Genomic DNA, 23,711 nt, shown 5'->3' with positions numbered 1-23,711 from the left:
CGTGCCGATTTTTTTCATTTAATTAACATTAAAAACTCATTCACAAAACATGTTGCAGTTGAATTTACAGAGGAGTAAATTAGTAAATGTGATGTATATCACACAATCCTGCAAAATTAGAAAGTAAGACACATATGAAACTGCTGAATAAAATCATCGCGATGTTCGCCAATTTCAGTAACTGATTGGCTAAAGGGCAATGACAGAGTCATTGCCCTTTTGGCATCCTATCCATTTTCACCTTCAACGATGCCTAATCGCCAGCCTTCTCCCCAATAGCGACGCCAGCTCTCTGGCTGATTCCGGACAACAACCTGCGTAGCCTGTTGCCATGCCGCAAATCGGCTGATTGATTTCTTTAGTTCATCCAACTTCTTATCACTAAATTTTATGTCAGTTTCCTGATAGCAGGACTTGAGCTCTAATACATTCTCTTTGCGATGCACTTTAGCATCAACTCGGCCCACCAAAGCCCCCTGCTGTAATATCGGTAGGGAGAAATAGCCAAAGTTTCTTTTAGCTTCTGGCGTATAACATTCGAGGCGATAGTCAAAATTAAACAGCTCAAGCGCTCGTCGGCGATCCCAAACCACAGGATCAAAAGGAGAAAGTAAGGTGGTGTGAGTCGAGATTAGCGCCTCTCCCCGTGCTTTTTCTAATAGAGAATGGAGACTATGGTGTACGTAGTAGCGCTCTTGAGTTCCTGCCAGCAAAACCGGCGTGATTTCCTGACGATCCAGCATCTGCGCAATCATCGATTTAATATCAATTTTTTTCAGCCGATAGTAATCGGGTAACCACTGAGCCTTAAACACGCCTAAACTACGAGCGCTGTTGATGATCATTCTTTGCCGCGCATGCTCTGGGCTAATGTAATGCATCTCATCATTCCAATCAGGAATGACTCGCTCCGCTAAATCGTAAATACGATGGAAATTCTCACGTGCTTTTACCATCAGTTCACCGCACGAAAATAGCGTCTCCAAATGGCGTTTTTCTGGTTTCCACTCCCACCATCCGCTGGTCTTTTTATTACGGACGTTAAAATCCGCCGCCTTCACCGGCCCGTATTGACGAATGTGAACCAAAAGCGCGTCAATGGCCTGCCGATGTTCATCGTGCCACTCTTTCGAGTATTTCCACCCCATATTTTCAGGCGCCAACATCTGTGGCCGCACAAGAGAGTAGTCTTCCCGAGGAATAAAGCAGGCTTCATGCGCCCAGTACTCAAAGATTTCGCCATTGCGCAGCGCATCATCCAACCAATGGTTCTGGTATTCGCCTAGACGGGAAAACAGGACCAGATAAGGGCTCCGCGCCACAACGTTAATCGTATCAATCTGCAACAGGCTCATTTGGCGTATACAGTCGACAACATCACTCGCAGTCGCTTTGCGTTGATATGGCTCGGCTAGCCCCTGAGCATAGAGATGCAAGTTTCGGAGTGCGTTTAGAGATAAAGATAATTCGGACATCGTAACCAGACGAACCTCATACCGAGAGAACCGGAAAGATGATTATACGCGAAGGGATTGAAGTCGCAGCAAGAGGAAAGAAGTACAGTTCAGCCAGCGTGAAGATGTGTAGGGAATAACGCTGGCTGATACGCTGTCATCAGTAGGCGATGACGTCTTCTGCGGTGAGACCGCGGCTACCTAGGTAAGTTGAGAATTCAACGCGCTGACCTTCTGTCAGTAATTTTTTGCGTGAATTTGCAATGCCTGAACGATTAACATAAATATCATTACCACCGTCGAGTGGAGAGATAATGCCGAAACCTTCAGATTGGCTGTACCATTTTACTAGACCCATTTTTAGTGTCATATTTTTTTACCTTATATTTACATCCCTCTAAATTCTAGTTCAGATTAGGATGTGTAGCTCATATTCAAGTTATCGTTAAGAACCTCTTCGAGCGGATTATTAAAAACAAAAGCCCGCCGATGGCGGGCTTTTTGGTCTTGTTACTGACTCCGCAGAATGTTGCTAACACCCTTGGTGCTAACCCACTGCGATAACGATCAGTTCAGTATCAAAACAAGTTCTCTGTAATCTTACAGAGCAACAACATTCGCAGCAGCCGGCCCGCGCGGGCTGTCCTGAATGGTGTATTCTACACGCTGGCCTTCAGCCAGAGTTTTGAAACCTTCGCTAGCGATAGCTGAGAAATGTACGAATACATCTTTGCCGCCATCGTGCTGTTCGATAAAACCGAAGCCTTTGCTTTCGTTAAACCATTTTACTTGACCAGTCTTCTTAGTCATTTGTATTACCTTTATAACTTAATTAAATTTGCCCTAAGGCGTAGGGGCCGAGCTCAGAAACAATACTTATGGATGGCACTAAGAAGGTGGTTCGTCTGACAAGCGGAATCGGAAGATAACGTCTTAAGGAGGAACTGCTTTATCTCATGTCGTGCATAAATAGGTCTGTATCACAGGCCAAAGACATTTACTCATAAAGGCGAATAATGAGCAAGCCTTTCTTTTAAAAAAATGACGTGCCGGAAATATTTAAACGCAAAACTATATGCATCCAAAGATAAAAAATAGCAGGCTAAAATATTACTGATTGATAACTAATGTTTTTTCAACACTAGCGTAGTAATTTTTGTTAACAATTCATTCCCCTGCTCTGAAGGAATCTCAGCGCTAATAGGTAAATACCACCAGTTGGATTGAGCGAATTTACGGCATTTAACCGCGTCTTTTTCAGTCATGATGAGTGGCTGACTTTCTGGCGTTAGCGCATTTAAAGCCGCTGCGTCATATTCTTGGTGATCGGCGAAAGCAACGCAGTCGGTCACCTTTGTTCCCAACTGGTTTAACGTAGCAAAAAAACGAGGAGGATGACCGATACCAGCCATTGCGACTGCGGGCATCAGTGAGTCAGCGGCACAGCGTTCGCCGGTTTGAATATTCACCAGTGTGCTACCAGCAAGCTTCATTGGAATTTCACCCGCAGCAGCCTGCCCACCATTGGTAATAACCGCATCGACAGAACGTAAACGCCCTGCTCTTTCACGCATTGGCCCTGCAGGCAACCACCAGCCGTTACCAAAGCGACGCACACCATCAACCACAACAAGCTCTATGTCTCGTGCCAAAGCATAATGTTGTAGGCCATCATCAGTAATGATCACATCTATTGCAGCATGTTCAAGAATTGCTTTTACGGCGTCGCTACGCTTCGGTGCAACGGCCACCGTTGCGCCTGTGCGTTGATAGATAAGAACGGGTTCGTCTCCCGCCTGAGCCGTTGACGTTTCTTTATCTAATAAAAGAGGATAGTGCTCTGAACGACCGCCGTAGCCACGTGATACCACACCAACACGCAGTCCCTTCGCTTGTAATTGCTCAACCAGCCAGATCACAACGGGTGTTTTACCATTCCCTCCCGCAGTGAGGTTTCCCACTACAACCACAGGACACGGTGCTTTCCAGCTTTTTAACCAACCTGCACGATAACATAACTGGCGAATACCGCTCACCAAGCCATAGAGCCAGGAGAGCGGTAGCAGAAGCAGGTATAAAGGCGATTGCCCAGACCAGATGCGCTCAATCATTGCCCGAACTGCAATCTGTGCAACTGTGCATATGCACCGTTCTTCGCCAACAACGTTGCATGGTCACCGCGTTCAGCGATATAGCCGTCTTCCACCACGATAATCTCATCAGCTTTCTCAATAGTAGAAAGACGGTGAGCAATCACCAGTGAAGTACGGTTCTTCTGCAGTTCATCCAACGCAGACTGAATTGCGCGTTCGGATTCCGTATCCAATGCAGAAGTCGCTTCATCAAGGATGAGTACCGGGCTGTCACGCAATAGCGCACGAGCAATAGCGATACGTTGACGTTGACCACCAGACAGCAGAACACCGTTTTCACCAATTACGGTATCCAAACCATTTTCCATTTTCTCAATAAAGTCCATCGCATATGCCATACGCGCAGCTTCTTCGATCTGCTCGCGGCTATAGACTTCGTTACGAGCATAGGCAATGTTGTTTGCAATCGTATCGTTAAATAAATGGACATTCTGAGAAACCAAACCAACCTGATTACGCAAAGAGCTCAGCGTATATTCGCGCAAATCATGACCATCCAGCAGGATCTCACCTTCTTGGATGTCATAAAAGCGCGTCAGCAAGTTTGCAATGGTTGATTTACCCGACCCCGAGCGCCCAACTAAAGCGACGGTTTTGTTAGCAGGAATTTTGAAACTAACGTTCTTAAGCGCAGGTGCACCTTTACCGTTATAGCTAAAGGTGACGTTACGAAACTCCACGTCGCCCTTCGCACGCTCAACTTCCAGCTTGCCGGTATCTTTTTCTTGCTCAAGATCCAAAATTGCAAACAGCGTTTGACAAGCAGCCATACCGCGCTGGAATTTGGCATTCACGTTAGTCAATGATTTCAGTGGACGCATCAACGCAATCATGGAGGAGAACACAACCGTGATAGTACCCGCGGTTAGCGTTTCCATCACTGACGGAACACTGGCAGCATAAAGAACGAATGCCAAAGCAAAAGAGGCGATTAATTGGATAACCGGATCTGATACTGAAGAGGCAGCCACCATCTTCATATTCTGCTGACGCATCCAGTTACTGGTTTTGTCAAAGCGCTTACTTTCGACTTTCTGCCCGCCAAAAATCAGCACCTCTTTGTGCCCTTTCAGCATCTGTTCCGCGCTGGTAGTCAGCGTACCCATGGTGTTCTGCATATTCTTACTAATATTGCGGAAGCGCTTCGACACCATACGAATGGCAATTGAAACCACTGGGGCAATCACGATAAGAATGAGTGACAGCTGCCAGCTGTAGTAAAACATCATGCAGAACAGCGCAATGATGGAAGCACCTTCACGCACAACAGTGATCAAAGCATCCGAAGACGAAGAGGCCACCTGTTCTGAGTCATAGGTGATGCGCGATAGCAGCGTACCCGTGGACTGTTGGTCAAAGAATGAAACCGGCATCCCCATCATATGGCTGAATAAGCGGCGACGCATATTCATCACCACTTTGCCAGCCACCCAAGAGACACAATAGCTGGAGATGAAACTGGAAATCCCACGGACAATCATCAATCCAATAACGACGAATGGCATCCATTTCAGAATATCGGTCCCTGTCTTGCCAAAACCATCATCCAATAATGGCTTTAACAAGGAGAGCATGTAGGCATCACTACCCGCGTTAATTACCAGAGCAATCGACGCAACAATTAGGCCTGCCTTGAAAGGAGAGATCGATGGCCATAAGCGACGAAATGTTTGCCAGGTCGAAAGATCTTTGTCATTCAGCATTTAGTTAACCAGCTTTGGAAGAAATAGCGGATCATTTTACTCATTATGTCCTCTTACGCCAAACCAACCGTGATACCAACGTGGATTTAATTGTGTTTTTAGCTCACTTATTCGCCATCCTGATGGTTTTGCAGTCATAATGACCTCACCAGAGTGAGCGGTATCATGCCATTTAACCTGTTGGCGTCTATAACGCTCAACAACTTTAGGTGACGGAAAGTGCCATGGTGAATAGCGAGCAGATGAACTCAACGCATTTTCTGGCTTTATCGTTCGCAGCAGTAAACTGCTCGAAGAGGTATTACTTCCATGGTGAGGAACTTGTAAAACATCCGCGACAAGCCGTTCTCTCCAACGTTGGACTATCTTCATCTCTGCTTCTTTTTCTATATCCCCCGTCAGTAAAAGTTTACGTCCTCTTCTCTCAACCAAAATAACACAAGAGTCATTATTCTTAGGCTCAGAAATAGCTCGGGGCGGCCACAGAACAGTAAAATTAATACCTTGCCATTGCCAACGACTGCCTATGTAGCAGGCAAAATCGTTGAAATCAGGACTACGGATCCACGCGGATGGAAAGGCTTTATGTAACGATGCCCTCCCCCCGCTGTGGTCAGAATCGCTGTGGCTAATAATGATTCCGTCCAGTGCGAGCCCGTGCCAGCGCAGGTAAGGAATAATTTCACTGCTGGCTACATCTCCCCCTTCCCACTTATTTCCCGTATCGTATAAAAGAGCTCTTCCCTGCCGTTCAATCGCTATCGATAGCCCATGACCGACATCGAACATATGAACGCGCCATTCATCTTCACTCGTCTTTTGCATACTAACAAAAGCCAGAAACACGCTGATCTGAACCAGCCCCCATAACAGTAAGCCGCGCTTAGAAAAAGAACGCACCGCTATAAATAGCATTAGCACACTCAGGCTAATCCAGATGTCACGCTCACTCATATCAACCCACAACGTCGGTAGATGAGCCAACAACCACTGCATTCTCTCAAGCAAAAAACCAGCCACATACCAAGCACCAAAAGGATCGGCTGCCCAGAGCGTGACAAGCCCTAGTAATATCATCGGCACAACAAGGTAGGTAACTAGAGGTACAGCGATAAAATTAGCCCACAGAGCACCACCGCTAATGCCGTGAAATAGGTAAATTTGTACAGGCATCAAACACAGAGCAATACCCAACTGCAAATGCAGCAATCTTAGCCCAATATACCTTTTGGCGATCGCAAAACGTGCCGGTAACGGGGCAAACCAATACCAAAACAATAAGCTAGTCACAGCAATCACAGATAACCAAAAACTGTCTGATAAGAGCAGCAATGGCTCACACACCACCATCAGGCACACCACGTTGAAGAGGGATTTTCTTGGTGATATAAACCGTCCAAAGCAGCGGTAGCCCGCAATGATCGCCATTGCTACCCCTACTCTTACCGCTGGAGGATTAGCACCAGCCAGCCAAACATAGGTCCAGCCCACACTAACCATCATAAACAACGGAAAATAGGGATGGATCCAGCGTAGCGGGAAACACAATTGCAGAGCGCGAGCCCCGTACCATCCCAGCATCGCCGCCAAAGCAATATGTAATCCAGAGATAGCTAATAAATGAGATAAGCCGCTCATGCGGAAAAGCGAATTCTGACTATCTGTAAGCAATGCCCGTTCACCGAAAGCTAGGGCGATGATGATTGACTTCGAGGGTGTATCAGGCACAACCGAAAGCGTTTGGCTTATCATCTTTTGCCGCCAACTGCATTCGTTCGAGAGCTTTTCATAGGCCGTTGGCGCGCCCTGCAGCACAATATGATGGCTCACCGAATTTCGCTGAGCATCATAGCCACCTTGATTCAACCGCCCATGTACAGGCCGCAGATTGGCGATCAACGACCAACGTTGACCTGAGCAAAAAGGACTATGCACAGAGTCCCAAAACAGCGTGGTATCAAATTCATGCCTTATCGATGTGCCATTTATCGCTGCAACACGAAACACCACTTTCTCCTGTAGCGATACGCTATCCAAAGCCACGCTAATAACTTCACCTGTATAATTTGCAGCGTGGTTGATGGGATATTGCAGAGGCTCCAATACACGTTGTGCGCAGCTAATCCCCCACACCACGCCTAACATGATAAGCGCAGCCTTAAGCACCATAGCCGAGTGATGAAATACGATAATCACTGCCACGGGTAACATGCCATAGGCCAAGGGCCATGCGGGTATCGAGGGAAGAAACATCAGGGATACGCAGCCAAAAGCGAGGTACTGAAGGCTTTCATCAAGAGTAATTCGCATCTGTGTTCCTTCACTGCGCTAACGAATAAGCATCTTGCCTCAATCAAACAAAAGCGAAATGGGCAGCGCTAATCGATGCGAAAGTGACTGCAAAGAACGGTAGCAACACGGATGATATCGGTTTTTTATTGCGAAACGCTTCGCAAAAGAGTGTCAAAAAAACGCATCACGAAGTGGAATATCGATAGGTAAACTTTAGATATGAAAACGGCACCCGAAGGTGCCGTTTTAGACTTTAAGCAAACTGCTTAAGCGTAGATGTTCGCCCGGTCACGTAGTTCTTTACCAGGTTTAAAGTGGGGAACGTATTTACCTTCCAGTTCCACTTTATCTCCCGTTTTAGGATTACGACCGACGCGGGGCGCACGGTAGTGAAGTGAAAAACTGCCGAATCCACGGATCTCAATGCGTTCACCGTCAGCAAGCGTTGTTGCCATATGCTCAAGCATTTCTTTCACTGCATCCTCAACGGCCTTCGCAGGCAGATGTGGTTGCTGGCTAGCAAGTCTTTCAATAAGTTCGGACTTGGTCATATTTCCTCCAAGCTATTTCCCCTCATTGGGGAACGCACTTTGCAGCTTAACTACCGTTACAGGGCGGCCGAAACCGCCCTCATCATTATTCGCCTTTAGCCGCTTTGAATGCTTCAGCCATAGCGTTAGAGAAGTTTGGTGCATCTTCCTGTTTGTTGCTGTTAACAGTTGCGATTGCATCTTTCTCATCAGCTTCGTCTTTAGCACGAACAGACAGGCTTACAACGCGATTCTTGCGGTCTACGCCAGTGAATTTAGCTTCAACTTCGTCGCCTACGTTCAGAACCAGAGTGGCATCTTCAACGCGGTCACGGGAAGCTTCAGAAGCACGCAGATAGCCTTCTACGCCATCAGCTAATTCAACTGTAGCACCTTTAGCGTCAACTGCAGTGACTTTACCAGTAACAATTACACCTTTCTTATTCATAGAGATGTAGTTGTTGAATGGATCTTCTGCCAGTTGTTTAACACCAAGGGAGATACGCTCGCGCTCTGCATCAACCTGCAGAACAACTGCTGCGATTTCGTCGCCTTTCTTGTATTCACGAACTGCTTCTTCGCCTGCAACGTTCCAGGAGATGTCAGACAGGTGAACCAGGCCATCGATGCCACCGTCCAGGCCGATGAAGATACCGAAGTCAGTGATTGACTTGATTTTACCTTCAACGCGGTCGCCCTTGTTGTGGGTTTCTGCGAACAGCTGCCATGGGTTAGATTTGCACTGCTTCAGACCCAGGGAGATACGACGACGTTCTTCGTCGATATCCAGAACCATAACTTCCACAACATCACCAACGTTAACAACTTTGGATGGGTGGATGTTTTTGTTGGTCCAATCCATTTCGGAAACGTGAACCAGACCTTCAACGCCTTCTTCGATTTCTACGAAGCAGCCGTAATCAGTCAGGTTAGTCACGCGACCAGTCAGTTTGGTACCTTCTGGATAACGCTTAGCGATAGCAACCCATGGATCTTCGCCCAGCTGTTTCAGGCCCAGAGATACACGAGTACGTTCGCGGTCGAACTTCAGCACTTTAACAGTGATTTCGTCGCCAACATTCACGATCTCGCTTGGGTGCTTAACGCGTTTCCAAGCCATATCAGTGATGTGCAGCAGGCCGTCAACACCGCCCAGATCAACGAATGCGCCGTAGTCAGTCAGGTTCTTAACGATACCCTTAACTTCCATACCTTCTTGCAGGTTTTCCAGCAGCTGATCGCGTTCTGCGCTGTTCTCAGATTCGATAACGGCACGACGAGAAACAACAACGTTGTTGCGTTTCTGGTCCAGCTTAATGACTTTAAACTCAAGCTCTTTGCCTTCGAGGTGCAGAGTGTCACGTACCGGACGAACGTCTACCAGAGAACCTGGCAGGAATGCACGGATACCGTTCAGCTCTACAGTGAAGCCACCCTTAACTTTACCGTTGATAACACCGGTAACAGTTGCAGCTTCTTCGTAAGCTTTTTCCAACGTGATCCAAGCTTCATGACGCTTAGCTTTCTCACGGGACAGCTGAGTTTCACCGAAGCCGTCTTCAACTGCATCCAGAGCAACATCAACTTCGTCGCCTACCTGAATTTCCAGTTCGCCCTGTGCGTTTTTGAATTGTTCTGCTGGGATTGCAGACTCAGATTTCAGACCAGCGTCAACCAGTACGATATCTTTGTCGATAGCAACAACAACGCCACGAACGATGGAACCCGGGCGGGTTTCGATTGTTTTTAAGGATTCTTCAAAGAGTTGAGCAAAAGATTCAGTCATATTGATAATCTTCAGGGTTCTTTATTTTAACGTCCATCAGGCATCCTGCTAGATGGGGTTGTTTAACATGCCCCGCGACAATCCATAGCGGCAGGGAGGGTAATATTATACATCGTTCAGCAATATTAGCTGAACAAATTTATCAATAACAACAATAGCCATAATGTAGTTTAACATTATGGCTATCGGCTTATCCTTATCGGTAAGCTCGACCTCCCGCTTTACTCAGCAGGAAGTTGTAATGTCTGCTTGGCATAAGCCAATGCTTTTTCAATCACTTGCTCAATAGACATCTGGGTTGAATCCAGCATCAGCGCATCCTGCGCAGGAACAAGCGGAGCCACGGCACGATTACGATCGCGATAGTCGCGTTCTTTTATCTCGTCCAAAAGGCGGTCAAAGTTAACACTAAACCCCTTCTCCTGCAACTGAAGCATGCGGCGGCGAGCACGTTCTTCAGAGCTGGCATCAAGGAAAATTTTCACGGGTGCATCTGGGAAAACCACGGTTCCCATATCGCGACCGTCCGCAATAAGTCCTGGGAACTCACGGAACGCACGTTGGCGGCGCAATAAAGCCTCTCTGACGCGCGGGAAAGCCGCAGCCTGAGACGCCGTGCTTCCTACGGATTCAGTGCGAATTTCATTACTGACGTCCTCGCCTTCCAGAATAACCTGCAACTGACCATTCTGTGCCACAAAACGCACGTCGAGGTGAGCGGCTAATGGCACCAAAGCCTCCTCGGACGTGATATCAACTTGATGATGCAACGCAGCCAGGGCAAGCACGCGATAAATCGCGCCGGAGTCTAAAAGACACCATCCCAAAGATTCAGCTAACGCCTTACACAACGTCCCTTTACCCGCACCGCTCGGCCCGTCAACGGTAATTACCGGAGCTATTGCCGTCATTTTTCTCTCCTTTCTGGGGAAACATCTGTCCACGTAGACATGATCTATGAAGACTTGGGTATGTTCTGCTATGACTCGACGACCATCAGGTCGACATCAAATGATCGCATTGACCATAGCGGAACACGCTCACATCGAACGGCGCGCATTATACGCTTATCAGCGCTTTACTGTTACCCCAAGCAGTGCTGGTTGCTGGAAAAACTCCCAGTCATAGACATACATAGATCTGAATAGTTTAGGCGAAAGCCGCGAGGTGGGGCGCAATTCATTCCGACTAATCGGTTGCGTACACAAAATGGATCGATTTAGCCTTGGTTTGAAATGGAAGAGGCCCGCATAGCGCAGGCCTGATTTTCGGATTAGTACTAACGACTTAAACGTTCAAACTGCTGGAAATAATCAGGGAATGTTTTCGCCGTGCACTTAGGATCTAAAATCGTTACGGGCGTATCCGACAGCGCAACCAGAGAAAAACACATCGCCATACGGTGATCGTTATAGGTGCCAATTTCCGCCGCCTTTAGATGCACAGGCGGAACCACACGAATGTAATCTTCTCCTTCTTCCACCTCAGCGCCAACTTTACGTAGTTCAGTCGCCATGGCTGACAAGCGATCGGTTTCCTTCACGCGCCAGTTATAGATGTTGCGGATAGTGGTTGGCGCATCGGCAAACAGCGCCGTTGTCGCGATCGTCATTGCCGCATCAGGAATATGGTTCATATCCATATCAATACCGTGCAGTTCACCGCGGGTACATTCTATGAAATCATCGCCCCACGTTATTTTCGCACCCATTTTTTCTAGCACGTCGGCAAAGCGAATATCACCCTGCACGCTGTTTTTACCGATGCCAGTCACACGAACAGTACCACCTTTAATTGCGGCGGCAGCGAGGAAATAGGACGCAGACGATGCATCACCTTCCACCAGATAATCCCCTGGAGAAACATATCCCTGACCACCAGCAATGCGGAATGACTGATAATTTTCGTTTTCGACGCTAACGCCAAACGTTTTCATCAACGCCAACGTAATATCGATATAAGGCTTAGAAACAAGGTCGCCTTTAATTGAGATAACGGTGTCATGCTGCGCGAGAGGAGCCATCATCAGCAAAGCTGTCAAAAACTGGCTGGAAACGGAACCGTCCACCTCAACATCGCCGCCGGTATAGCCACCGCGCAAACGCAGTGGGGGATAGTTTTCCTGCTCGAGATAGTCGATCTGCGCCCCACCTTGGCGTAATGCATCCACTAAGTGCCCAATCGGGCGCTCTTTCATTCTTGGCTCGCCGGTGAGAATAATGTCGCTATCACCGAGGCATAGCGCCGCAGCCAGCGGACGCATCGCCGTTCCTGCATTGCCTAAAAATAGCTCTAGCGGGCTATGAGCCTGTAAAGCACCGCCGTTTCCTGTGATTTCACAACGGGTATGGTTGTCTGACAGCTGGAAATGAATTCCCAGCTGTTTGAGTGCGGTCAACATATGACGCACATCATCGCTATCCAACAAGTTATGTAAACAAGTCGTTCCACTTGCCAACGCTGCCAATAGCAGAGCTCGGTTCGAAACGCTTTTAGAACCGGGTAAATTTATCTCACCAGAAAAGTGTTCAATAGGTTGTAAAGTCAGGGAATCCAGCATAAAAAATCACTCCAAATATTCAGTTAATGCAGCGAGCCCCATCGCTGCAAATAAATCATTACACTGTTGTACCGTTTTTCGTGACAGCTGTCATCTTTCTTGGACTGTAATAAAAAACCCCGGCTCGCCGGGGTTTGCAATCAATTCAGCGTAAATTAACCATGACGACGTTCAAAATCAGCCATGAAATCGGTTAATGCCTTAACGCCTTCAATTGGCATCGCATTATAAATGGATGCTCGCATACCGCCCGCCACGCGATGGCCTTTCAATGCCTGAAGACCAATTGCTTTCGCTTCTTGCAAGAACAACGGGTCCAACGCGGGATTAGCCATCTGGAACGGCACATTCATACGTGAACGGTTCTGAGGTGCCACGCCGTTGCGATAAAAGTCGCTGCGGTCGATAGCGCTGTACAAAAGGTCGGCTTTCGCTTTGTTGCGTTTTTCCATTTCAACTAGCCCACCCTGCTCTTTCAGCCACTTGAATACCATGCCGGAGAGATACCATGCAAAAGTAGGAGGCGTGTTAAACATAGAGTCGTTTTCAGCTAAAACGGTGTAATCGAGGATAGAAGGCAGTTCTTTGCGCGCTTTGCCAAGTAGGTCCTCACGCACAATCACCACCGTGATCCCCGCAGGGCCGATGTTTTTCTGTGCGCCAGCGTAGATCACACCATAGCGGCTAACGTCGATTGGGCGAGAAAGAATCGTCGATGAGAGATCGGCAACGACGATTTTATCGCCAAAATCTGGCTCTTCATCAATAGCAATCCCATCAATGGTTTCGTTCGGGCAATAATGGACGTAGGCGGAGTCATCTTGCAAAACCCACTCACGCATCGGTTTGATTGCCTGTAGGCCTTGAGCATCGGTGGTCGTGATATCAAACACATGTGGCGTGCAATATTTTTGCGCTTCTTTGACGGCGCTGTGTGCCCAATAGCCACCATCCATATAATCAGCAGAGGTTTTATCGCCCAACAGGTTTAGAGGAACCGCCGCGAACTGCGCACGAGCGCCACCGTGGCAGAACAACACCTTGTAGTTATCAGGCACTTTCATCAAGGAGCGTAAATCCTGCTCGGCTTGTGCGGCGACCTGCATAAACTCTTTTCCGCGGTGGCTGATTTCCATGACCGAAGTGCCTAAGCCATTCCAGTTACACAGCTCTTGTTCTGCACGACGCAATACCTCTACTGGCAACATTGCTGGGCCAGCACTAAAATTGTACACCTGTGTCATTTCCCCTCACCGCTCTTCGCTATGTTTATTAGACAATGTTTCTTGTTCACTCAAACTCTGCTCATACAGGCAATGACGCTAGGCCACCGACGCTCTGCCGAGGTTAATGTGCAGAAATTGATATGTAATTTATTCACAACCAATTTACTTTATTCTTCGGTTTTATCATTCAGCAGCCCCGCCTGCAATGGTTATCGGTAGCTGTCCCCAATCAGATCAACAAAGTATCACCAGACCATGCAGGGATATTGAGAAATAAAGTTCTGCATCAATGAGGTAACCTGCAATTTTTATTCTTTTTTGACTCAGTTTTTAGTTAACACGCCTGTTATTGTGGGCCTTAACCCAAGAGTGGTTTCCACAACGAGAACACGTCGGCTGGCTGATTTCCATCTGATGCTCAATCAAGCTGCACTCGCTACAGGCGTACTTGCCCGGCTCACAAATTTTATTGAGTTTGGTAATACAGGTGTTTGGCAACACGGGGAGACCATAGCGCACCGATTCTTCGTCAAAGAAATAGACGCTAATAGCCCCATTCACTTCCAGTATCGCTAACCGAACCTGTCCTAAGTGCTCAACACCTTCTAGCCTGAGCTCCATAAAAAATTCGTCATGTGTGATATTTTCGCGTTTGATCGTATCCCAAACCAGCGTACCGTCGCTGATAATCACCAAGGGCTTCCCCTCCATCCATGTCTGGATCTTCTCACTTTTAGACATCAACAGTGTGGATAAGCGATAGAGCAGCATAATACAGATGAAAACGGTCAATACCGGCAGCATGGGCACATCGTCATAAAAAGCCACGTCACCCGCAGCAGACCCAAGGGTTAAAATAACGATCACTTCGAACAGAGACATCTGCCGAACGCCACGCCGCCCAGTCATTTTCAGAAATAAAAATACAAGCAAGAAAGTGAACAAGCATCGCACCGCCACTTCTGCAAGGAAGTCGGGGGGCGCTTTGTCAAAAGCCATACGTTTTAAATCAAAGGATTGCATCGGGAAGGATGTCCATTTGCCTGAGGTATGAATACAGCTTAGTCGGCAAAAGAACGAAGGGGAGCTTAAAACTCCCCTTTTAATTTAATAGGAATTAGTACTGATTAAACATCTGCTGGATCTGCTTAGGATCTTTAGTTTGCGTTAAAGCTAACTGCAGCAGCACACGTGCTTTTTGTGGATTTAACGTTCCAGAGGCAACAAAGCCATATTTCACATCATCGACTTCAGCATCTTCGGTGGTTGAGCCGGAAGGCACTCGCGATGAACGCACCACAGCCACACCGTTGTGTGCCGCTGTCGCCAAGGTGTCAAAAATAGACTTGTACAGGTTCCCGTTACCTACACCGGCACTGACGATCCCCTGATACCCTGCTTCAAGTAGCGCTTTCGCAGGTAAATCTGAAGCATTGGCATAGTTGTAAACGATGCCCACTTTTGGCAACGAAGTGAGTTTGCTGACATCAAATGGCGTTTGTGTCGTGTGCTTACGCTCAGGCGCTCTCTGATAATCGACTTTGCCATTATGAATATAGCCCAATGGGCCATAGTTAACGGCTTGGAAGGTTTGTACACCCGTCGTGTTGGTTTTGGTCACATCACGGCCATCCAACACGGTGTCGTTCATCGCAACCAATACGCCACGTTTAGCTGAGGCAGGATCGGCAGCAGTGACAACCGCATTGTACAGGTTGAATGGGCCGTCCGCGCTCATGGCCGTTGATGGACGCATCGCCCCCACCATTACCACGGGCTTATCACATTTGACGGTTAAATCGAGGAAATAGGCGGTTTCTTCCATGGTATCGGTGCCGTGCGTGATCACGAAACCATCGGTTTTGTTGCAATCCGCGTTAATTTTCTTCGCCAGTTTTAGCCAAACATCGTCATTCATATCCTGCGAACCGATGCTAACCACCTGCTCGCCTTTGATATTTGCGATATCTTTAAGCTGTGGTACGGCATCGACTAAGGATTCCACGCCCACTTTACCGGCTGTATAATTTGATTTTGTTGCCGAATCACCGCCGCCCGCGATGGTTCCGCCGGTTGCCAAAATGGTGATATTTGGCAACGCAAATGCCGCGCCACTAAATCCTGAAACCAACAGCGCTAGCAAACTTACTTTGACCAACTTCATTCGATTTCTCCTATTAGATAACTGCATGAATTATCTTCTATATCCATAAAAAAAATGTGACATTACCTATGGTTATGGAATTCATGGAGGAATAGGCTAAAAAAACGTATCATGCCGTTTTTTGCAGCTAAACAAGTGACTCAAATGACACAGACCTACATTCCCGGCAAAGATGCCGCATTGGAAGACTCTATCGCGCGCTTCCAACAGCAATTGACCGATCTCGGGTTCAATATTGAAGAAGCCTCTTGGCTGAACCCTGTCCCCCACGTTTGGTCTGTTCACATCCGCGATCGTGATTGCCCGCTTTGCTTTACCAACGGTAAAGGCGCCAGCAAAAAAGCGGCACTGGCCTCTGCGTTAGGGGAATACTTTGAGCGCTTGTCGACCAACTATTTCTTCGCCGATTTCTACCTTGGACGCGAAATTGCCGAAGGCGACTTCGTTCATTACCCGAATGAAAAATGGTTCCCTATCCCAACCGATGACAGCCTGCCAGAAGGTATTCTGGATGAACGCCTGCATGCGTTTTATAACCCTGAAGGAGACGTTGGCGCGCAAGATCTCATTGATCTGCAATCAGGCAATGTCGATCGCGGTATTTGTGCGCTGCCATTCACGCGCCAGTCCGATCAGCAAACCGTCTACATCCCAATGAACATCATTGGTAATCTGTACGTATCTAACGGGATGTCTGCGGGTAACACGCGCAATGAAGCACGTGTTCAAGGCCTGTCGGAAGTTTTCGAGCGCTACGTCAAAAATCGTATCATCGCCGAATCTATTAGCCTGCCTGAAATTCCGACTGAGGTTCTGAATCGTTATCCTGAAGTGGTCGAAGCCATCGCTAAACTGGAACAGGAAGGCTTCCCAATTCTCTCCTACGATGCCTCACTGGGCGGTAAATATCCGGTGATCTGCGTTGTACTGTTTAACCCTGCCAACGGTACCTGTTTTGCCTCCTTCGGCGCTCACCCTGACTTTGGTGTCGCGTTAGAACGCACCGTCACTGAGCTATTGCAGGGTCGCAGCCTGAAAGATTTGGATGTGTTTACCGCCCCTACCTTCGATGACGAAGAAGTCGGCGAACACGCTAACCTAGAAACACACTTCATTGATTCAAGCGGTTTGATCTCTTGGGATATGTTCAAGCAAGACGCTGATTATGAGTTTGCCGACTGGTCGTTTAAAGGTACGACGGAAGAAGAATTCAGCACTCTGATGAACATTTTCGAACAGGAAGATAAAGAAGTTTATATCGCCGACTACGAGCACCTCGACGTGTACGCTTGTCGCATCATCGTACCGGGCATGTCTGACATTTACCCTGCTGAAGACCTCCTGTTAGCGAATAACAGCATGGGCGCACATCTGCGCACACAGCTGCTACAGCTGCCAGCATCAAATTTCAGTAAAGAAGAGTATCTGCAAATCATCGAGCAGCTTGATGATGAAGGATTAGACGACTTTACCCGCGTGCGTGAACTACTAGGTATCGCGACAGGCAAAGACAATGGCTGGTACACTTTACGCGTTGGCGAACTGAAAGCCATGCTGGCTCTGGCCGGTGGAGATCTGGAGCAGGCGCTGATATGGACCGAGTGGACCCAAGATTTCAACGCCTCAGTATTCAGTCCTGAACGCGCTAACTTCTATCGTTGCCTGCAAACCTTGCTGCTACTGAGCATGGAAGAGGAACGAGATCCTGCGCAATACTATCAGGCATTCAGCCGCATGTATGGAGCAGAAACTTTAGAAGCCGCCTCAGCGGTTATCGCAGGCGAAGAGCGTTTCTACGGCCTGCCTGCCGTAGACGATGACCTAAAAGCGCTGCCAGCGCACCAGGCGCTATTACAGGCTTATCAAAAGTTGCAAGCCGCGAAGCGTCGTTACTGGGCTAAATAACACTGCCCCTTCCGCTCCCCTGCCCATGATAAGGTGCAGGGGATCTTCACAAGCTATCTTCATCAATACTGACCGATTCATCCTCAATAACGCATTTATCATCACAGCAAAATTTGCCCAACAGCTACTATAGAGGCAGAGAAAATAAGCCTGCGTTTTTCCTCTGTCGTCTTTTATATAGGGAAACATAGAAAAATAACGACTAGGCTAGCGGGGATTTATCCGAATTATGGCGATATTTGTAATTAAATTGTTATTTATAAGTGCGAGTATTATTGGCATTGCAAAATAATATCTTCAGTTTGATCGAATTCTTAGGTGATTTTTTTACTTTTGATAAGACCTGTTAGCTTCTAGATTCAACTTACAGTGTAAATATTAAAAAATATTTTTCCTTTTGAATTCAAAGAGTTTATTATTTAACTTACTGTTTTTAGGGGTATTTTGGGTAGGCTAGTTCTGCGCATCATGATCCAAATCAATTTTTGCCGTATACTGCTTTGTTAGTATCTCGGCGCTGATTAATATTAAGAGAGAGTTAGTGTGAAAGCTGACAACCCCTTTGATCTACTACTACCAGCAGCAATGGCCAAAGTGGCCGAAGATGCTGGCGTTTATAAAGCCACTAAGCACCCGCTGAAGACTTTTTATTTAGCGATCACGGCTGGTGTCTTCATTTCTATTGCTTTCGTTTTCTACATCACCGCAACAACCGGCACTGCTGGTGTTCCATTTGGCTTTGCTAAATTGGTTGGTGGTATCTGTTTCTCTCTTGGCCTGATGCTTGTTGTGGTTTGCGGGGCTGACCTGTTCACTTCAACCGTATTAATTGTTGTCGCCAAAGCCAGTGGCCGCATTACCTGGAAACAGTTGGGGCTTAACTGGCTAAATGTCTATGTAGGTAACCTGATTGGTGCGCTTTTCTTTGTGGCACTGATGTGGTTTGCCGGCGAGTACATGACAGCCAATGGCGCATGGGGTCTTAATGTGCTGCAAACCGCCGATCATAAGTTGCACCATACTTTTGTTGAAGCTGTTTGCCTCGGCATCCTCGCTAACTTGATGGTTTGTCTGGCTGTCTGGATGAGTTATTCCGGTCGCAGCCTGATGGACAAAATGTTCGCAATGGTTCTTCCGGTGGCGATGTTTGTTGCCAGCGGTTTTGAACACAGTATTGCAAACATGTTTATGATCCCATTAGGGATTGTAATTAAGAATTTCGCAGCTCCTGAATTTTGGCAAGCCGTAGGCGCTGCACCAGAACAGTTCTCTAACCTAACCGTTAGCCACTTCGTTATCGATAATCTGATCCCTGTCACGATCGGGAATATCATCGGCGGTGGTCTACTGGTTGGTTTGACATACTGGGTTATTTATCTGCGCGGTGGCGATAAGCACTAATAAGAGCTTTTTACCGCAGCGCCGGGTTTACGAAGAAATCCACACTAGAAGGTAGGTGTTAAATGTCCGAGCTTAATGAAAAACAAGCAGCCGCATGGGAAGGTTTTACTAAAGGCGACTGGCAGAATGAAGTCAACGTTCGTGATTTCATCCAGAAAAACTACACCCCGTATGAAGGTGACGAATCCTTCCTGGCTGGCGCTACTCAAGCGACGACCAACCTGTGGGATAAAGTCATGGACGGTATCAAAATTGAAAACCGTACCCATGCTCCGGTTGATTTCGATACCAACGTAGCTGCAACCATCACCTCTCATGATGCTGGTTACATCAGCAAAGACCTGGAACAAATCGTTGGTCTGCAAACTGATGCCCCTCTGAAACGTGCTCTGATTCCGTTCGGCGGCATCAAGATGGTTGAAGGTTCATGTAAAGTTTACGGTCGTGAACTTGATCCAATGATCAAGAAAATCTTCACCGAATACCGTAAAACGCACAACCAGGGCGTGTTTGACGTTTACACCAAAGACATCCTGAACTGCCGTAAATCTGGCGTCCTGACCGGTCTGCCTGATGCGTATGGTCGTGGCCGTATCATCGGTGACTATCGTCGCGTTGCCGTTTACGGTATCGACTTCCTGATGAAAGACAAATACGCTCAGTTCCAATCACTGCAGACCAAACTGGAAAACGGTGAAGATCTGGAAGCGACTATTCGTCTGCGTGAAGAAATTGCCGATCAGCATCGCGCTCTGGGTCAAATCAAAGAAATGGCTGCCAAATATGGCTGCGATATCTCTGGTCCAGCTAAAAACGCGAAAGAAGCTGTACAGTGGACTTACTTCGGCTATCTGGCTGCGGTTAAATCTCAGAACGGTGCTGCAATGTCCTTCGGTCGTGTGTCCAGCTTCCTGGATATCTACATCGAACGTGACCTGAAAGAAGGCAAACTGACTGAAGAAGAAGCTCAGGAACTGATTGACCATCTGGTTATGAAACTGCGTATGGTTCGCTTCCTGCGTACTCCAGAATACGATGAGCTGTTCTCTGGTGACCCAATCTGGGCAACTGAATCTCTGGCTGGTATGGGTCTGGATGGTCGTACTCTGGTTACCAAAAACAGCTTCCGTTTCCTGAACACCCTGTACACCATGGGTCCATCTCCAGAGCCAAACATGACCATTCTGTGGTCTGAAAAACTGCCTCTGGCGTTCAAGAAATTCGCAGCTAAAGTTTCTATCGACACCTCATCTGTACAGTATGAGAACGATGACTTGATGCGCCCTGACTTCAACAATGATGACTACGCAATTGCTTGCTGCGTAAGCCCAATGATTGTTGGTAAACAAATGCAGTTCTTCGGTGCTCGTGCAAACTTGGCTAAAACCATGCTGTACGCAATCAACGGCGGCGTTGACGAAAAACTGAAAATGCAGGTTGGCCCTAAAGAAGCACCAATGATGGATACCGTACTGGACTATGACAAAGTCATGGAACGTATGGATCACTTCATGGACTGGCTGGCTAAGCAGTATGTCACTGCGCTGAACATCATCCATTACATGCATGACAAGTACAGCTACGAAGCATCCCTGATGGCTCTGCATGACCGTGACGTATATCGTACTATGGCATGTGGTATCGCAGGTCTGTCTGTTGCTGCTGACTCCCTGTCTGCAATCAAATATGCAAAAGTAACCACTATTCGTGACGAAGATGGCCTGGCTGTTGACTTCGACGTTGAAGGTGAATACCCGCAGTTTGGTAACAACGACCCACGCGTCGATGACATCGCTTGTGACCTGGTAGAACGTTTCATGAAGAAAATTCAGAAACTGACTACTTACCGCAACGCGGTTCCTACTCAGTCTGTTCTGACCATTACCTCTAACGTGGTTTATGGTAAGAAAACGGGTAACACCCCAGATGGTCGTCGTGCTGGCGCGCCATTCGGTCCAGGTGCTAACCCAATGCACGGCCGTGACCAGAAAGGTGCTGTTGCCTCTCTGACTTCCGTTGCTAAACTGCCGTTTGCTTACGCTAAAGATGGTATTTCTTATACCTTCTCTATCGTTCCTAATGCTCTGGGTAAAGACGACGAAGTTCGTAAAGCTAACTTGGCTGGCCTGATGGATGGTTACTTCCACCATGAAGCTAGCATCGAAGGTGGTCAACACCTGAACGTTAACGTTATGAACCGCGAAATGCTGTTAGACGCGATGGAAAACCCTGAGAAATATCCTCAGCTGACCATCCGTGTATCTGGCTACGCTGTACGCTTCAACTCTTTGACCAAAGAACAGCAGCAGGACGTTATTACACGTACTTTCACACAGTCCATGTAATTCCCTGCCCGCTTAAAATGGCATAAAATAAAGGCTCCACTTCGGTGGGGCCTTTTTAGTAAATGTGAGACAATGGCGTGCCGAGTATGCTCGTCCGTGATAAAAATGACATGATTTGACTGTTTTGCCGGATTGCTCTCAGCAACAACTCGACCAATACTCAGAGTATTTCTTTGCCGATGGACATCAGGCAAAACAGTTATCAGCAAGATATGAACCTCTATGGTGTATATCATTGCCTTTTTAGACTGCTATTAATCAGTCAATTTTGGAGAAAACCCCGCAATGTCACTCAAAGGTCGCATCCACTCTTTTGAATCCTGCGGTACCGTAGATGGCCCAGGTATCCGCTTTATCACATTCTTCCAAGGCTGCCTGATGCGCTGCCTGTATTGTCATAACCGTGATACATGGGATACCCACGGTGGTACTGAAATCACCGTTGAAGATTTAATGAAAGATGTCGTGACCTATCGCCACTTTATGAATGCCTCCGGCGGCGGCGTTACCGCATCTGGTGGCGAAGCCATTCTGCAGGCGGAATTTGTGCGTGACTGGTTCCGTGCATGTAAAGAGGAAGGTATCCACACCTGTCTCGATACCAACGGTTTTGTTCGTCGTTATGATCCGGTCATTGATGAGCTGTTAGATGTTACAGACTTGGTTATGCTCGACCTTAAGCAGATGAACGATGACATCCATCAGAATCTCGTCGGCGTATCTAACCATCGCACGTTGGAGTTTGCCCGCTATCTGGCAAAACGTAACCAGAAAACGTGGATTCGTTATGTTGTTGTTCCTGGTTGGTCAGATGATGATGCTTCTGCCCACCTACTGGGTGACTTCACGAAGGATATGACTAACGTCGAGAAAATCGAGCTTCTACCTTACCATGAGCTAGGCAAGCACAAATGGGAAGCCATGGGTGAAGAGTACAAACTCGGTGGCGTAAAACCGCCTTCTCATGAAACGATGGAACGTGTAAAAAACATTCTCGAAAGCTATGGTCATAAAGTGATGTATTGATCATTAAAGCTTGTGGGCTGACATTTATTTCGTCAGCCCGCTTAATTATCAAGTTCGATACTATTTCATCCTTCCCCGCCTGTTTTTACTGCTCAACGCCTCCTTATTGATAATTGTTATTATTACCCTCTCACCACTCTGAATATAAAACCAATTTATATCGCTAAAAACGCTTTAAAAATCGCTTTGCATGAGTAACTAACATTTAGTGTTTTATTCCGATCTAATCACGCTGGTTTGAATTATTTGGCTAATATTCCCAAGAGAATTTAAGTAATGTGATGAGATGGGGTGGATTATTAGACTTTCTTCTAAGCAGTGACTTCCCTGATTGGCACCGATACACTGCCCATACACCCGCAGAATATAGGTCTTAAAGAGAGGTCTTTAAATTCAATCTATTGCGGTGCTGTAAATACTTTTTTTCATACTGACTTGTGCCTGCACATTGCTGCAAACACCAGAGGTGGATGAATTAAATAAACACTATGGATAGCCTTTATACCTAGAAATTCGAGTTGTATGAAAGTGGCAAGTTTGCCCCTAGTCGCATAGAGAATCATGTCACTAGAGTGAGCAAACCATGCTGATACGCATACAGTTTAAGTATGACAGGTATATTTATTTTTTCAGGCGCCCCATTTACAGGTGCAATGTTACCGGAGGTTTTATGTCAATTGATGCAATTCTCGACCAACGCTGGCAGTTCTGCCACCAGCCACTGAGCTGGCGCCACGCGATCCATTTAGCCTGCCAACCGCTGATTAGCGAAAGCAAGGTGAATGCAAGCTACCCGCTGCATATCATCGATGCACTCAAGCAGGATAAACAGGACTTCGTGGTAAGCGAAGGTGTATTACTGGTCTTTGCCCAACCTGAACAGGGGGTTATCAGTAAACGTGGAGAAGCATCAGTGCTTAAGTGTGATAAACCGGTAGTGCTGCAAAATGGCAGTGAAGTTAGCCTGATTATCGTGCTGTCGGCTGGAACACAGGCCGAACTGAATAGCCTTCATCAACAAATCGAAGGCTGGCTTGAAATGAATAACTGCCGTGAGCACTTGATGCAGGCAACCAGCCAAAATATGCTGGGCTCGCGCATTCAGGCCGGAAGCCGCATGCACTAATTGCCGTCTTGGAATACAGATACAAAAAACGCCCATTCGG

General features: G+C 47.2%; 18 protein-coding genes. 5 read left to right on the top strand and 13 right to left on the bottom strand.

The features are described from left to right. Positions 1–227: 227 nt before the first annotated feature. The 13 genes from HMPREF3091_RS16130 to ansB all read right to left on the bottom strand — a co-directional run bounded on the left by HMPREF3091_RS16130 (position 228) and on the right by ansB (position 15,868). Positions 228–1,475, bottom strand: coding sequence for a winged helix-turn-helix domain-containing protein (locus HMPREF3091_RS16130; RefSeq protein ID WP_070717049.1), 1,248 nt, complete (start codon positions 1,473–1,475; stop codon positions 228–230). A 139-nt stretch (positions 1,476–1,614) separates the two neighbouring features. Next, entirely contained in the window at positions 1,615–1,824 is a 210-nt protein-coding gene (locus tag HMPREF3091_RS16125; protein WP_004095731.1) for a cold-shock protein, read from the bottom strand. 230 nt (positions 1,825–2,054) lie between these two features. After that, positions 2,055–2,264 carry a transcription antiterminator/RNA stability regulator CspE gene (locus HMPREF3091_RS16120; RefSeq protein WP_004095733.1) on the bottom strand — a complete coding sequence of 70 codons (210 nt, stop codon included), beginning with the start codon at positions 2,262–2,264 and terminating at the stop codon, positions 2,055–2,057. A 314-nt stretch (positions 2,265–2,578) separates the two neighbouring features. Next, complete coding sequence (gene lpxK, locus HMPREF3091_RS16115; RefSeq protein WP_070717044.1) at positions 2,579–3,565, bottom strand: tetraacyldisaccharide 4'-kinase; 987 nt, start codon at positions 3,563–3,565, stop codon at positions 2,579–2,581. Beyond that, positions 3,562–5,310, bottom strand: coding sequence for a lipid A ABC transporter ATP-binding protein/permease MsbA (gene msbA, locus HMPREF3091_RS16110; RefSeq protein ID WP_004095737.1), 1,749 nt, complete (start codon positions 5,308–5,310; stop codon positions 3,562–3,564). Before msbA ends, lpxK begins: the two co-directional genes overlap by 4 nt. A gap of 36 nt (positions 5,311–5,346) precedes the next feature. Further along, positions 5,347–7,620 carry a DNA internalization-related competence protein ComEC/Rec2 gene (locus tag HMPREF3091_RS16105; RefSeq protein WP_070717040.1) on the bottom strand — a complete coding sequence of 758 codons (2,274 nt, stop codon included), beginning with the start codon at positions 7,618–7,620 and terminating at the stop codon, positions 5,347–5,349. A 248-nt stretch (positions 7,621–7,868) separates the two neighbouring features. After that, on the bottom strand, positions 7,869–8,153 hold the full coding sequence (gene ihfB / locus HMPREF3091_RS16100) for an integration host factor subunit beta (protein ID WP_004095742.1): 285 nt from the start codon (positions 8,151–8,153) through the stop codon (positions 7,869–7,871). An 85-nt stretch (positions 8,154–8,238) separates the two neighbouring features. After that, on the bottom strand, positions 8,239–9,918 hold the full coding sequence (rpsA, locus tag HMPREF3091_RS16095; protein ID WP_004095747.1) for a 30S ribosomal protein S1: 1,680 nt from the start codon (positions 9,916–9,918) through the stop codon (positions 8,239–8,241). Between the two features lie 221 nt (positions 9,919–10,139). Beyond that, positions 10,140–10,829 (bottom strand): (d)CMP kinase, encoded by a 690-nt coding sequence (cmk, locus tag HMPREF3091_RS16090; RefSeq protein WP_004095749.1) that lies wholly within the window; start codon positions 10,827–10,829, stop codon positions 10,140–10,142. Between the two features lie 368 nt (positions 10,830–11,197). Next, complete coding sequence (gene aroA, locus HMPREF3091_RS16085) at positions 11,198–12,475, bottom strand: 3-phosphoshikimate 1-carboxyvinyltransferase (RefSeq protein ID WP_070717193.1); 1,278 nt, start codon at positions 12,473–12,475, stop codon at positions 11,198–11,200. Between the two features lie 158 nt (positions 12,476–12,633). After that, positions 12,634–13,722: a 3-phosphoserine/phosphohydroxythreonine transaminase gene (gene serC / locus HMPREF3091_RS16080; protein ID WP_070717035.1), complete on the bottom strand. Its 1,089-nt coding sequence runs from the start codon at positions 13,720–13,722 to the stop codon at positions 12,634–12,636. A gap of 312 nt (positions 13,723–14,034) precedes the next feature. Further along, on the bottom strand, positions 14,035–14,727 hold the full coding sequence (locus tag HMPREF3091_RS16075) for a DUF421 domain-containing protein (protein ID WP_070717032.1): 693 nt from the start codon (positions 14,725–14,727) through the stop codon (positions 14,035–14,037). A 94-nt stretch (positions 14,728–14,821) separates the two neighbouring features. Further along, positions 14,822–15,868, bottom strand: coding sequence for an L-asparaginase 2 (gene ansB / locus HMPREF3091_RS16070; RefSeq protein ID WP_004095766.1), 1,047 nt, complete (start codon positions 15,866–15,868; stop codon positions 14,822–14,824). 144 nt (positions 15,869–16,012) lie between these two features. Between ansB and ycaO the strand changes: the two genes are divergently transcribed. From ycaO to HMPREF3091_RS16045, 5 genes are all read left to right on the top strand, one after another. Next, positions 16,013–17,773, top strand: a complete 1,761-nt coding sequence (gene ycaO / locus HMPREF3091_RS16065; protein WP_070717190.1) for a 30S ribosomal protein S12 methylthiotransferase accessory factor YcaO — start codon at positions 16,013–16,015, stop codon at positions 17,771–17,773. A 543-nt stretch (positions 17,774–18,316) separates the two neighbouring features. Further along, a complete protein-coding gene (gene focA, locus HMPREF3091_RS16060) occupies positions 18,317–19,174 on the top strand; it encodes a formate transporter FocA (protein ID WP_004095770.1) in 858 nt (285 codons plus the stop codon). 62 nt (positions 19,175–19,236) lie between these two features. After that, entirely contained in the window at positions 19,237–21,519 is a 2,283-nt protein-coding gene (pflB, locus tag HMPREF3091_RS16055) for a formate C-acetyltransferase (protein ID WP_004095771.1), read from the top strand. Positions 21,520–21,804: 285 nt separating this feature from the next. Then, entirely contained in the window at positions 21,805–22,545 is a 741-nt protein-coding gene (gene pflA, locus HMPREF3091_RS16050) for a pyruvate formate lyase 1-activating protein (RefSeq protein ID WP_008813001.1), read from the top strand. A gap of 670 nt (positions 22,546–23,215) precedes the next feature. Continuing rightward, positions 23,216–23,671: a PTS sugar transporter subunit IIA gene (locus tag HMPREF3091_RS16045; RefSeq protein WP_035504043.1), complete on the top strand. Its 456-nt coding sequence runs from the start codon at positions 23,216–23,218 to the stop codon at positions 23,669–23,671. Positions 23,672–23,711: the final 40 nt, after the last annotated feature.

The sequence above is a fragment of the Hafnia sp. HMSC23F03 genome, assembly GCF_001816025.1.
GTDB lineage: Bacteria > Pseudomonadota > Gammaproteobacteria > Enterobacterales > Enterobacteriaceae > Hafnia > Hafnia paralvei.
The sequence above is the reverse complement of the archived record's forward strand: the minus strand, read 5'-3'. Positions and strand labels throughout refer to the sequence as shown.

What these genes read in the sequence shown, in the direction of transcription:
- HMPREF3091_RS16045 (WP_035504043.1), top strand. Translation starts at nt 23,216, where the DNA reads ATGTCAATTGATGCAATTCTCGACCAACGCTGGCAGTTCTGCCACCAG.
- rpsA (WP_004095747.1), bottom strand. Translation starts at nt 9,918, where the DNA reads ATGACTGAATCTTTTGCTCAACTCTTTGAAGAATCCTTAAAAACAATC.
- HMPREF3091_RS16125 (WP_004095731.1), bottom strand. Translation starts at nt 1,824, where the DNA reads ATGACACTAAAAATGGGTCTAGTAAAATGGTACAGCCAATCTGAAGGT.
- ycaO (WP_070717190.1), top strand. Translation starts at nt 16,013, where the DNA reads ATGACACAGACCTACATTCCCGGCAAAGATGCCGCATTGGAAGACTCT.
- HMPREF3091_RS16105 (WP_070717040.1), bottom strand. Translation starts at nt 7,620, where the DNA reads ATGCGAATTACTCTTGATGAAAGCCTTCAGTACCTCGCTTTTGGCTGC.
- pflA (WP_008813001.1), top strand. Translation starts at nt 21,805, where the DNA reads ATGTCACTCAAAGGTCGCATCCACTCTTTTGAATCCTGCGGTACCGTA.
- msbA (WP_004095737.1), bottom strand. Translation starts at nt 5,310, where the DNA reads ATGCTGAATGACAAAGATCTTTCGACCTGGCAAACATTTCGTCGCTTA.
- pflB (WP_004095771.1), top strand. Translation starts at nt 19,237, where the DNA reads ATGTCCGAGCTTAATGAAAAACAAGCAGCCGCATGGGAAGGTTTTACT.
- HMPREF3091_RS16075 (WP_070717032.1), bottom strand. Translation starts at nt 14,727, where the DNA reads ATGCAATCCTTTGATTTAAAACGTATGGCTTTTGACAAAGCGCCCCCC.
- ihfB (WP_004095742.1), bottom strand. Translation starts at nt 8,153, where the DNA reads ATGACCAAGTCCGAACTTATTGAAAGACTTGCTAGCCAGCAACCACAT.
- serC (WP_070717035.1), bottom strand. Translation starts at nt 13,722, where the DNA reads ATGACACAGGTGTACAATTTTAGTGCTGGCCCAGCAATGTTGCCAGTA.
- HMPREF3091_RS16130 (WP_070717049.1), bottom strand. Translation starts at nt 1,475, where the DNA reads ATGTCCGAATTATCTTTATCTCTAAACGCACTCCGAAACTTGCATCTC.
- lpxK (WP_070717044.1), bottom strand. Translation starts at nt 3,565, where the DNA reads ATGATTGAGCGCATCTGGTCTGGGCAATCGCCTTTATACCTGCTTCTG.
- cmk (WP_004095749.1), bottom strand. Translation starts at nt 10,829, where the DNA reads ATGACGGCAATAGCTCCGGTAATTACCGTTGACGGGCCGAGCGGTGCG.
- HMPREF3091_RS16120 (WP_004095733.1), bottom strand. Translation starts at nt 2,264, where the DNA reads ATGACTAAGAAGACTGGTCAAGTAAAATGGTTTAACGAAAGCAAAGGC.
- ansB (WP_004095766.1), bottom strand. Translation starts at nt 15,868, where the DNA reads ATGAAGTTGGTCAAAGTAAGTTTGCTAGCGCTGTTGGTTTCAGGATTT.